Source organism: Catenulispora sp. MAP12-49, assembly GCF_041262705.1.
Classification (GTDB): Bacteria; Actinomycetota; Actinomycetes; order Streptomycetales; family Catenulisporaceae; genus Catenulispora.
The window spans coordinates 28794-40533 of the sequence record NZ_JBGCCP010000015.1 but is presented as its reverse complement, the minus strand read 5'-3'; the positions used below and the strand labels follow the sequence as shown (position 1 = coordinate 40533).

The 11740-nt window shown below is 69.6% G+C and carries 9 protein-coding genes and 1 pseudogene; 3 read left to right on the top strand and 7 right to left on the bottom strand.

Translation table 11 applies throughout. The features are described 5' to 3' along the window. Window positions 1-47: 47 nt before the first annotated feature. From ABIA35_RS25545 to ABIA35_RS25535, 3 genes are all read right to left on the bottom strand, one after another. A complete protein-coding gene (locus ABIA35_RS25545; protein ID WP_370359567.1) occupies window positions 48-665 on the bottom strand; it encodes a VOC family protein in 618 nt (205 codons plus the stop codon). A gap of 149 nt (window positions 666-814) precedes the next feature. Beyond that, window positions 815-985, bottom strand: a complete 171-nt coding sequence (locus ABIA35_RS25540; RefSeq protein WP_370359565.1) for a hypothetical protein — start codon at window positions 983-985, stop codon at window positions 815-817. A 422-nt stretch (window positions 986-1407) separates the two neighbouring features. Next, the gene (locus ABIA35_RS25535; RefSeq protein WP_370343478.1) at window positions 1408-2199 is read right to left on the bottom strand and encodes an alpha/beta fold hydrolase; all 792 of its coding nucleotides are present in this window, start codon (window positions 2197-2199) and stop codon (window positions 1408-1410) included. 580 nt (window positions 2200-2779) lie between these two features. Between ABIA35_RS25535 and ABIA35_RS25530 the strand changes: the two genes are divergently transcribed. Together ABIA35_RS25530 and ABIA35_RS25525 are read left to right on the top strand one after the other, a co-directional pair. Next, on the top strand, window positions 2780-3730 hold the full coding sequence (locus ABIA35_RS25530; protein ID WP_370343477.1) for a multiprotein-bridging factor 1 family protein: 951 nt from the start codon (window positions 2780-2782) through the stop codon (window positions 3728-3730). Between the two features lie 219 nt (window positions 3731-3949). Then, window positions 3950-5926, top strand: coding sequence for a putative Ig domain-containing protein (locus tag ABIA35_RS25525; protein ID WP_370359563.1), 1977 nt, complete (start codon window positions 3950-3952; stop codon window positions 5924-5926). Between the two features lie 84 nt (window positions 5927-6010). Here the strand turns inward: ABIA35_RS25525 and ABIA35_RS25520 are convergent, their stop codons facing one another. From ABIA35_RS25520 to ABIA35_RS25510, 3 genes and pseudogenes are all read right to left on the bottom strand, one after another. Beyond that, window positions 6011-6145 carry a hypothetical protein gene (locus tag ABIA35_RS25520; RefSeq protein ID WP_370359562.1) on the bottom strand — a complete coding sequence of 45 codons (135 nt, stop codon included), beginning with the start codon at window positions 6143-6145 and terminating at the stop codon, window positions 6011-6013. A gap of 30 nt (window positions 6146-6175) precedes the next feature. Beyond that, complete coding sequence (locus ABIA35_RS25515) at window positions 6176-7444, bottom strand: MFS transporter (RefSeq protein WP_370359561.1); 1269 nt, start codon at window positions 7442-7444, stop codon at window positions 6176-6178. Window positions 7445-7677: 233 nt separating this feature from the next. Continuing rightward, window positions 7678-7908: pseudogene (locus ABIA35_RS25510) on the bottom strand (thiamine pyrophosphate-binding protein); the annotation flags it as partial. A gap of 222 nt (window positions 7909-8130) precedes the next feature. Between ABIA35_RS25510 and ABIA35_RS25505 the strand changes: the two are divergent. Next, window positions 8131-8850 carry an alpha/beta fold hydrolase gene (locus ABIA35_RS25505; RefSeq protein WP_370343472.1) on the top strand — a complete coding sequence of 240 codons (720 nt, stop codon included), beginning with the start codon at window positions 8131-8133 and terminating at the stop codon, window positions 8848-8850. Window positions 8851-8878: 28 nt separating this feature from the next. Here ABIA35_RS25505 and ABIA35_RS25500 read toward each other — a convergent pair whose 3' ends face one another. Then, window positions 8879-11680 (bottom strand): AAA family ATPase, encoded by a 2802-nt coding sequence (locus ABIA35_RS25500; RefSeq protein WP_370359560.1) that lies wholly within the window; start codon window positions 11678-11680, stop codon window positions 8879-8881. Window positions 11681-11740 lie beyond the last annotated feature (60 nt).

Genomic DNA, 11740 nt, shown 5'->3' with positions numbered 1-11740 from the left:
ACGATCGCTCCGGCAAGCGCGGCGCCGCGCTACGGGTTCAACGACACCTACGCCGGCAACTCGGTCCCAGCCTGTTCGCCGACCAAGTAGCGGGCGTACCAGTCCGGCCAGTCCGGGTCCTCGGTGCCAGTTCGCTTCTCGTGTTCGCCATGCGCGGCCGCCGCGCGGCGCAGCGCGCCGGCGAGGTCCGAGGCCGAGGAGAAGGCCGTGACCGACGGATCGAGCCGTCCCGGCAGCCGGGTGGTGATCTCCTGGAGCACCCAACCGTTCCCGTCCGGGTCGCTGAATGAGAGGAACGAACCGTAGCTGCCACGCTGCGGGTCCGGACCCGGCACCCGAGCGTCTGTCCCGCCGTGGTGGAATACGCCGCCGGCATCGTGGAACACCTCGCTCGGCTCAGCGCCGGCGCTCTTGAGCTCGTCGTGCGCGGCCTCGATGTCGTCGACGATCAAGTGCAGTCCCTGCGCCGTTCCCGGAGCCTGCGCGGTGACGCTCGTGCCGAAGATGACCGAGGCCGGAGAACCAGGCGGGGTCACCTGTACCACGCGGAAATCCTCGCCCGTGGGGACATCCGCATCCAGCCGCCAGCCCAGACCCGTGTAGAAGTCCTTAGCCCGCTCCACGTCCGCGACCGGTATCACCACCACTTCCAGCTTCATGTCCATGACCGGCGCTCCTCCCGCGCTTGAAAAGCGAATACCTTCACCCTCGTACGATCGCCCGCCGACCGCACGCCGGAGGGGACACCGAACCGGCCAAGCGGCGCCGCGGCGCAACGGGACGTAGAGTGCTAACGGATCTGTTTCGGGTGGCGTCAGACCCGACCACCGTGCGCGCGCGGACCGGCCAGGTCGGGAAGCCACACATGCAGCGAGAGGTCGTACGGCCCGGACGTGGCAAAGGCGGCCGTGAACGGCTGGCTCTGTTCGGCCAGCAGAAAACCGGCCCGGACCAGGCCGTCCGGGCTGACTCGGAGCTTGAGCATGGCGTCGATCCTCCGTCAGTTCCCAGCCACTCCGGCGGTCCATCTCAGTGGAGACCGGCCGTCGTTCTGTCCCGCGCGTCACCTCCGACGAACGGGATGTCGTCGCGGGCCGCGGGCGACGGCGCCGAGTTTTGTCGTGCCACACACGGATGTGCAGCATCTGCGCGCCCGACAGCCCGCCCACCCGGGAACTGACGATCAGCGAGATCACGACGCACGGGATTCCCTCAGTCGTCATCGCCTGCCAGAGGCGCCTCCACCGGCACCTTCAGCGATGCAGTCGGTCACGCCCAGTTCGCCGCCGCAGCCGAGTTCACGCTGCTCACCCGCTGGATGGCCTACGACACCGGCAAATCCGACACCGCAGGGAACTGCTTCGTCCACGCCCGCTACACAAGCGAGTCTCGCATCAGTCCGATTGCTCACCGGGCCAGGTGCCGCTCCAGCTCGGCGGGAAACGCGTCCGGGTTCTCGAGATGACATGCGTGATCGCCAGGCAGTTCGAGGACTCGGGTGTCGGGCAACCGCTCATCGAGGACGGCGACGACCCGCTTGAGCCAGTCGGCGGTCAGGTTCCCGTGGACCAGCAGGACCGGGCACGAGACGCCCGCCAGGTCATCGACACCCCGCTCCGGGCGGTCGGCCTGTTCCGAGCCCCAGGACAAGGCCATCCGGTGCGGAACCCAGCTCGCCCAGTGGGCATTGTCCCGGGCCTTGTCTGCTGAGGAGGCGAGTCCGGCGAGCTGACAGAATTCGGCCAAGTCGTCTTCACTCACGTCTTGGCCGGCCAGCCCGTGAAAGAAACGGTTGAGATGAGCAACCTCGGGATCGGGCTCACCAAGCCCGTCGAGGATCCAGTAGGCCGCAGGTTCCACGAGCGTCAGCGTCCTCACCCGCTCGGGATACGCCAACGCGAACTCGATGAGTGCGCGCCCGCCACCGGACCATCCCACGAAGTCGGCTGTTCCAATCCCGAGGTCATCCAAGGTCATGAGCAGCGAGTCGCGCTCGATAGCCGCGGTGTACCCGGCGTCGCCACGCTCACCGGCCGAACCGAGCTCGTTGTGGATCGGCTGGACGCGAACGGTCTGCCACCTCGACGCCAGCGAGTCGGCGTAGGACGCCCATGACACCCATCCTGTGAGGCCGCCTGGCAGCAGGACCAGCGGGGACCCCTCACCCTTCACCTCGTTGGTCAGAACCCTCGGCTCCATGACCTACCTCTGACAAGTCGACAGCGGGATCCACATCAACGTACCCGTGGCCCAGAATCTCCGCACGCGATCACCGACGTTGGCGTGAAGGCAGCCTGTGTCTCGTAGCGGCCGGCTGACGAGGCAATCCGCATCGGCGAGTGGTCGCGGTGGTCGCGGTAAGGGGCTAGTACAGGCCGAATGCCTGAAGTGTCTCAGCGGCGGACTGCTGTGCGCCTGCCGCCGGGACGAGGCCTGAAGATGTGGCACGGGCACAGTATTTGCCATATCGGCGACGCCGAGGCGCTAGAAAGCAAAGCACGTACCCTGCGTTTGCTGCAACGTCCAGCGCGCGGGCTGAACCCGATCCCGGGTCAGCCCTGGCAGTGGCAGCTCTACCGCATTCCCATCGTCCAGGAACATTGGGCACATGATCGGCGAGCCGGACCGCAACTCGCCACCGCCCGCTGCGCCCCGGTGGACGGACCACCTGGACAACCACTTCGGTCCACCACTTGCCGAAGCGGAATCCACGATGCATATCGCCCTTGATGCCGATTCGGGTCTATCCTGGGGCACCCCACCGAGCGGAGGCACCGAGTTGGACCAGGTCGCCGGACAGGCCGAGCCCGCCGACCTCGAAGCGCTGCTGGCCGTGGGCCCCTTCCACAAGGCGCTGAGAGCCGCGATCCGGGCGCGCGGCCTGAGCCTGGAACGGATCCAGGCCAAGCTGGCGGTATCGGGGACGCCGGTCAGCTTGGCCACGCTCAGCCACTGGCAGTCCGGACGAAGCCAGCCCGAGCGCGACGCCTCGTTGATCGCGCTTGCCCGGCTGGAGGACATCCTCGGCCTGGTGCCCAGGACACTCGCCGTACTCCTGGAGCCGCCGCGACCGCGCGGCCGCAGGTCCACTGGCGATCCGATCGACCTGGCCGCCATCTATCACGACAAGAGCGCCGTCATCGAGGCGCTACGGAAGTTCGACACCATCTGGGGTCAGGCGCTGATCGGGCTGTCATCCCATGACCGCGTGACAGTCGGGCCGGACGGCTTCCTGCGTTCCCTGTGGAACCGCCGAGTTCTGCGCGCCACGGCCGACGGCCCGGACCATATGCTCGCCGTTTACAACGCCGATGGGGACAACACCCCGTTGGTTGTGCCGCTCCGCGGCTGCTCGTTGGGGCGGGTCGTCACCGACCACACAGCGGGGCTGGTCGTCGCGGAGCTGGCCTTCGGGCATCCCCTACGGCAGGGCGAATACCTGGTGATGGAACACCGCGTGGACATGTCGGCCCCGTTCACCCCAGACACCCGATGGGAACGCAGGATCCCTCACCCGATCCGCGAGTACGTGCTCGAAGTCGAGTTCACGAGCGCGACGCTGCCAGTCCGCTGCGTGCAGATCTCCGCGCCGTCCGTCGACTCCGAGGACTTCACCGAACGCCTGCTGAACGTGGACGAATTCGGTGTCGCCTCGACCGTGGCCCTGGACCTCGGCCCCTGCCGTCTGGGCGTGCAGTGGCAGTGGAGCGCAACCGATTCCACCGACTAGGGCCTTAACATTTAGCAATTTATTGAGCCTGCCACCGAGCCGCGAGTAGGTTCTCGCTACACGCTCCACGCATCGCGCGTAAACCGCTCCACCCCCTGCGGCTTCGCGCGCCCACCACCCCACTGCACGGCGGGCAGACGGCTGCCACTGCGGACGGTCCCGCAGGCGGTGACCCCTGCCCGGATTCCGTGCGCCACACACCCTTTGAAGGGATGGCACGTGTCTCCGAAACGTACCTCGGTACGCCGCTTCGGCGCGGCAGCGACAGCGGTGATAGGCCTGACAGCCTGCGCACTGTCGGCCACCACGGCGAACGCCTCGACGTCGCAGCACTCATCAAGTGCGACCGATCCGATCGTCGCGTACTTCCAGACGCACCACGGCGCGATGCCGACCGTCGCCCAGCAGGCGCACATCCGGTCCTTCCTCGCCGCCCACCCTGACGCCGCCACCACTGCGGCCACCACTTCAGCCGCGACCAGCGCGAACACGCTGGCGTTCGGCGGCGGGACCAACGGCATCGGCGTGATGAGCGGCGCCAAGACCAAGGTCTACCTGGTCTTCTACGGCTCCCAGTGGGGGACACAGGGCACTGATGCCAGCGGCGACGCCAAGTTCACCGGCGACCCGAGCGGCACTGCGTCGGCCGCGCAGCAGATGTTCAAGGGCATCGGCACCAACAACGAGACCTGGTCAGCGGACCTGACACAGTGGTGTGACGGTGCGGGCGTCTCCGTCGGTGCGACCAGCTGCCCGTCCACCCTGCCGGCCTCACAGTTCGTCCCCTATCAGAGCGGCGGCGTGCTGGCCGGCGTCTGGAACGACAACTCGGCGGCGGAGCCGAGCCAGCCGAACGGCAACGCCCTGGCCCAGGAGGCGACCACCGCGGCGGCCCACTTCGGCAACACCACCGCGGCCTCCAACCGCAACGCCTACTACGTGATCCTGTCCGCACACGGCACCGACCCGGACAACTACGAGGCCCCGTACCCCCAGGGCTACTGTGCCTGGCACACCTTCACCGCCGACAGCAGCCTGTCCGGCGGCGCGGCCTCCACCCCGTACGGCAACATCGCCTTCTCCAACCAGCCGTACAACACGGACATGGGCGCGACCTGCGGTGTGGGCTTCGTCAACGGCACGTCGTCCGGGGCGCTCGACGGCTACACGATGACCCTCGGCCACGAGTGGCACGAGATGATGTCGGATGTCGACCCGGTCAGCGGCTGGGCCAACCCCGGCACCACCGGCGGCACGAAGGGGTACGAGAACTCCGACGAGTGCGCGTGGATCCAGCCGGGCCAGACCGGCGGGGCCGCGAACGTCTCGTTCGGTTCCTTCGGCACCTTCGCCGAGCAGGCCTCGTGGTCCAACGACACCAACGCCTGCGCCATCAGCCACCAGATCCTCAACCACGGCGGCGGCCAGGGCGACACGGTCACCGTGACCAACCCCGGCAACCAGACCGGTACCGTCGGCACCGCGGCCTCGCTGCAGATCAAGGCCTCTGACCCGGCGGCCGGCCAGACGCTGACCTACAGCGCGACCGGTTTGCCGTCCGGACTGTCGATCAACTCCGCCAGCGGTCTGATCTCCGGCACCCCGACCGGCGCGGGCACCTCGAACGCGACGGTCACCGCCACCGACGGCACCGGTGCCTCGGGCTCGACCGCGTTCTCCTGGACCGTGACCGCCTCCGGCGGGGGCGGCGGTTGCACCGCCGCGCAGCTCATCGCCAACGGCGGCTTCGAGAACGGCTCCGCCCCCTGGACCGGCACCACCGGGGCGATCGTCCCGTCGTCTTACGGCGAGCCCGCCCACTCCGGTTCGTACCTGGCCTGGCTGGACGGCTACGGCTACGCGGCCACGGACACCCTGGCGCAGACCGTCAGCATCCCGGCAGGCTGCAAGAGCGCGACGTTCTCCTTCTGGCGGCACATCGACACGGCCGAGTACACCACGACCAAAGCCGACGACACGCTCGCGGTGCAGGTGCTCAACCCGTCCGGGACCGTCCTGGCAACCCTGCACGACTTCAGCAACCTGGACGCCGACAACCAGTACGACCAGGAGACCTTCTCGCTGAACCAGTTCATCGGGCAGAAGGTCACGCTGAAGTTCACCGGCACCGAGACCGACGCCGACTTCGGGACCACCGACTTCGTCCTCGACGACGTCACGTTGAACGTGAACTGACACACGCCGGGCGTCCGGCCCAGGCGTCCGACGCCGGTCCCGCAGACTATGCGAGGGCCGGCGTCGGCACGCTGCCGATCTGCCTCACACGTCGCCGGCGTCGCGCGGCTCGCTCGGATCCTTGCCCCCGCCGGAAATCGCCCCGAAGATCAGACCCTCCACCGCTCCGGCGAGGCCCGCAGCCATCGCGAAGAACTCGTGCAGACCGGGAGTTGTCACCGCGAGAGCTCAAGGCGGCGGGCTGGCGTTCTACCGCCGCTGGGCTCCGGCCCCGGTCTGCGGTGGCGGTGCGCCGGATGAGCAGGTAGCGCACCCCGCCGTGCGGGACGAGCTCGGCCAGGTGAAGATACGCCTCCTGCCACTCCCGCGGGCCAAGGGGCGCTCGGTCATCCAGTAGAGCAGCCCAGCCAGCGGCAGCGCCGCACTCAGCCAGGCGACCGCGGCCCAACCTCCGGTGCGGTACAGGATTGTTCCGAGCTGCGATCCTGCTGCGCCTCCGGCGAAGAACGTGGCGATGTAGACGCTGTTTAGCCGGGCGCGGGCGGCGGGGTCGAGTTGGTAGACGACGTGCTGGCCGAGGATCAGCGTGGTCTGGACGGCGATGTCCAGAAGGATCGCCGCCAGGGCGAGTAGCACGATGTTGTGTGCGCCGATGCCGGTCAGCGCCGATGCGAGGGTTCCGAGGAGGAGCGCCGCCCCGGTCATGGGGCTGGCCAGTCCACGGTCTCCCCAGCGGCCGGCCACGGGAGCCACGACCACGCCCGCCGCGCCGACCAAAGCGAACAGCCCCACGCCAGTCGTCGTGTAGTGGAAGCGGGGGCCGGTGAGCAGGAAGGACACCGTCGTCCAGAAGGCGCTGAACGATCCGAAGACCGCGGCTTGGTACAACCCGCGGCGCAGAAGGGCGGGATGCGAGCGGACCAGCCGCGCCGTCGAGCGCAGCACCTGGTGGTAGGACAGGTCTGTGGTGGCCGGGTGCCGCGGCAGGATCAGGCGCAAGGCGACGGCGAGTAGTGCGGTCAGAATCGCTGATCCCAGATACACGCAGCGCCATCCGGCGGCTCCGGCGACGAGGCTGCTGACGGTGCGTGAGAGCAGGATGCCGGTGAGCAGGCCGGCCATGACCCGGCCGATGATCCGGCCGCGGGCGTGGTCCGGCGCCAGGCTTGCGGCGAACGGCACCAGGATCTGGGCGACGACCGATGTCGCGCCGCTGATCAGGGAGGCTGCCAGGAGCATCGCGTAGCCGGTCGCCGCGCCGGCAGCGGTCATGACCAGGGCGGTGACGGCGAGCAGGATGGTGACCAGGCGCCGCTTCTCCACCCGGTCGCCCAACGGGACCAGGAACAGCATGCCGAGCACGTAGCCGATCTGGGTGACCGTCACCAGCGCCCCCGCCGTGGCGGTGCTGACCTTGAACGACTCGGCCAGTGTGGACAGCAATGGCTGTGCGTAGTAGAGGTTTGCGACCGTCGCGCCGGTTGAGACGGCGAACAACGCGACGAGCCAGCCCGGCATGCTGCCACCCAGTTGGCGGGAGGGGGCGTCAACGGGAACGTCGCCCCCGGCGGGGTCGATTGCGGGCCGGGGGCTGGACTGCGTCGCCATGGCTGCCTTTCTCGTTCTCAGGGTTTCGGATCCGCAGGCGCCGTCACTTCCGGCCGTCCGGGATCAGCAGGATCGGGATGTGAACGGCGCGGGTGACCGCCTTCGACACGCTCGGGTTGAGCCACGCGGCCACGGCTCCGTGGTGGGCCGCAGGATCCCGCGCAGGCGGCCAGGCGCCCGGTCAGCTGAGCCTCGGCGCCGGCGGCGAAGGCGGCGACCTCCTCATGCCGTACCTGGACCCACTCCACCTCGCCGTGCCGGCGCACCGCGTCCACGACCGGGTTGAGACTGTCGCCGACGACACCGTAGATGCGACGGACACCGGCTCGGGCCAGGAGGTCGACGTACTGTTCGGCAACTGTCTGCCGTGCCATGGCGCTCCTTACGATGCTCAGTCCTTTCCGACCAAGCTAGGAATCTTCGGCGCCGTGGCTTGTCCGCCAGCGCACCGTTCGCGGTCCAGACGCGCACGGCACGGCCAGCTGTGCGCTGTCGGCGACTATCCATGCGTCCGGCGTCAAAATCGGACCCCGTCCAGCGCCTAGCTTCGTCGCACCAACCCGTTCCACCACTTCATCCTGCGAAGGAGCACCACCATGGCCGCGACTACACCCACCGTCGTGCTTGTCCACGGCGCGTTCGCCGACGCCGGCAGCTGGTCCGGCGTCATCGCCGAGCTTCAGGCAGCCGGCGTGCCAGTGATCGCCCCGCCGAACCCGCTGCGCGGGCTTGCTGCCGACTCCGCTTACGTGTCGGCCGTCGCAGCCCAGATCGACGGGCCGGTCGTGCTCGTCGGCCACTCCTACGGCGGCGCCGTCATCACCGTCGCCGGCCAGGCCGAGAACGTCGTCGGACTCGTCTACGTGGCGGCCTACGTCCTGGAAGAGGGCGAAAGCCTCGGCGAGCTGCAGGGCCGGTTCCCGGCCAGCCCGCTGGTGGAGAACCTGAAGGAGTGGACGTATCCGGTGCCCGGCGGCGACCCGGCCGTCGAGGTCAGCATCACGGCCGAGGCCTTCCCGTCGGTCTTCGCCGCCGACGTCGCCGAAGAAGTGACGAAGGTTCTCGCCGTGGCGCAGCGCCCGCTCGCCGCCGACGCCTTCGCCGAGAAGGCCTCAGCCGCCGCCTGGAAGACCAAGCCGGCCTGGGCGCTCGTCGCCGGCGCGGACCACGCCATCAACCCCGAGGTGGAGCGCTTCGGGGCGGAGCGCGCCGGCGCCACCGTGGTCGAGGCCGAAGGCGCGTCACACGCCGTCGCGCTCTCGCAGCCGAAGACCGTCGCCGAGGTGATCCTTCAGGCGGTGCGCACCGCCGGCTGATCCCGGCGCGAGTCTGACGCCGGCGGCTCTAATCGGTCGCCGGCGGCAGCTCGGTGAGAGCGTCCCGCAGCTGGGCCCGGTTCCGGACGCCCAGCTTGGGGAAGATCTTGTGCAAGTGGTACCCGACGGTGCGCGGCGACAGGTAGAGCTGGGCCGCGATGTCGCGGTTGGTGAGCCCCTGCGCCGCCAACTCGGCGATCTGCCTTTCCTGCAGGGTCAGGCGTGCATCCGGGCCCGCTTCCTCGGGCTGGGCGGCGGGCGTGGGACCGCCCGCGACCCGCAGCTCGGACGCGGCACGTCGTGACCACGGCCGGGCGTCGAGCCGCTCGAAGATCTCCAGGGCCGTGCCCAGCCGTGGCCGGGCATCGGCGGTTCGCCGCCGCCGCCGTAGCCATTCCCCGAAATCGAGCTGGACCAGGGCGTGCTCGAAAGGCCACATGGTGCAGGCCGGGTCTTCCAGCGCCGCCAGGAAATAACGCTCGGCGATGTCGGAGTCCGTCTCGCTCAGCAGCGCGGCCGCGCGATTCATGATCGCGTCCACCCGCGGCGACCTGTCGGGTCCAAGCCCCGCTTCGGTCGCCTTCAGAACGGCGCGCACCTCCTCGGTCCGGCCGACGCGGACCGCGGCCCCGGCAAGATCTCCGAGGCAGTACACCGAGGCGTGGTAGTGGATCGGCGCGGGCACGAAATCACGAGTGAAGGTGCTGCGAAGCTGCTCGTAGGCGGCGACGTGGTCGCCCTCGACCATGGCGGCAAGTCCCAGGGCGTGGCGGTACCGCACGTGCAGGCTTCGGGACGCGCGCAGATCGACGCCCTGGACCGCGGCGAGCGCCTGGGAACGCGCGGCGCTATGGTCGCCGCGCAGTGCCTGGAGAGTGGCCAGCAGAATGCGCGAGCCGATGGTGACGTTGTCAGCTCCGGCCTCGGCGGCCATCCGCATCGCGTCTTCGGCATTGCTGTGCGCGGCGGCCCACGCGCCACCTTCGAATCGTGCCAGGGCCAGTGCCTGGGCGGCGGTCGCGTCCGTGCCGCTGGCGCCAGCCCGCCGCAGCTGGTCCATGGCCAGGCCGAGCAGGCGCGCTCCGGCCTCGGTCCGGTCCAGGATCCACGCGGCGGCCCCGAGCGTGATGTGGTCCGCCAGTGAATCCCGGTCCAGAACAGCTTCGGCACCGTCGACCAGTTCCAGGGCCTGACGGCGACGGGTATGGGGTTCGGTTCCGGCCAATGCCCACGCGCTGGCAACCGAATGGCCCACTTCCGGCAACAGGTCATAGATACGGAGCAGTTCGGACCGGTGGGGCGAGGTACCGGAGTTGTAGACGGACGTCGCCGCTACCGCCAGCGTTCCGCAGGCCAAGCCGGGGTCGACGGCCGCGATTCGCTCGGCGGCGGGGAGTAGCAGGGCCAGCGCGTCATCGTGGCGGAGCGTGACGCCCAGTGCCCACCCGCCCGACATCGCGGCGTGCGCCCGCACCACTGGATCCCCCGTGATCTGATCGGCTCGCGAGGCCAGGTCGCTGACCCACTGCGGATAGCCGGCGAACATGGCGGACTGGGCTGCGGCCAGCAGACGCCGTGCGCGCGTCTCAGGATCCGGGGTGAGCTCCGCCGCCCGTTCCAGGGCGGCGGCCGCCGCCGCCTGGCCGCCCCGGCCGCGGGCGCGATCGGCGCTGTCGGCCAGCGCGGACGCGACCGTCTCGTCCTGGTCCACGGCTGCCGCGGCCAGGTTCCAGGCGCGGCGGTCGGGCTCGTCGGCGAAGGCCGCCGCCAGCGCGAGGTGTGCCGATCGGCGCTCGCTGAACGAAGCACGCTGATAGACGGCCGAGCGGACAAGCGGGTGCCGCAGAACCAGGTGTCCGCCTTCGACTCGCACCAGACCGACACGTTCAGCGGGCTCCAACGCCCGATCTGTTCGGAGTTCCGGATCGGCGCGCAGCAGATCGGGCCACCGGGTGGCGCCGGCAGCGACGAGAAGCAGCGCTCTGCGTGTCCGCGGCGGCAGCGCCGACAGGTCGGCGGCGAACAAGTCCTCCAGGCGCTTCGTCAACGGCAAAGTCTCGGCGCGGTCGAGGTCTGCCCCGTCGGTTTCCGCGACCGCCCGGGCCAACTCGATCAGCGCCAGCGGGTTGCCCGCGGCCTGCTCCAGGATCTGCGCTCGCAGCCGTCCCCGCGGCGGTTCGGGCTGGGAGTCCAAGAGCCGGCTGGCGGCAGCCCGGTCGAGCGGTTCGGCGACCAGGTGCGGGAAGTCCCGGTCGAAGCGGTCCGGCACCGATTCCTCGCGAGAGGCGACCAACAGTGCGGTCGGTTCGCCGTCCAGGCGCCGGGCGAGGAAGGAGAGGATGTCGAGAGATCCTCGGTCGACCCACTGGGCGTCGTCGATCAGGAGCAGCAGCGCCTGCCGCTTCGCCGCCTGGGACAGCAGCGCGGCCACGGCGAAACGCAACTGCAGCGGATCGACGGCGGCCTCGGCCCCGTCGATGCCGAACGCGCCGCGCAGTGCCGCGCGAGCCTTTTCGGGCAACCCCTCGGCTTCGGGCAGCAGTGGACGCAGCAGTTGGTGGACGGCCGCGAAACACAGGTCGGTTTCTGCCTCGCTGCCGCGGACCCGCAGCACGCCTATTCTCCGCGCTCGCCCCTGCTCAGCCGTCCAATCCACCAAGGTGCTCTTGCCGACGCCGGGCGCCCCGGCGAGAACCAGGACCTTCGGGTCATCTGTGCCGTCAGCGGCGTCCACCAGGCGCGCCAGCCATGACAGCTCCCGGTCACGCCCCAGGATCGGGTGCGCGGACTGGTGGTCGATCCCGGCTTCCACGAAGCTCCTCGATTCCACAACCATGATCTTGCGTGAGCGGCCATCGTGCCAGCCGGACCGCTCGGCCGCAGCGCCAAG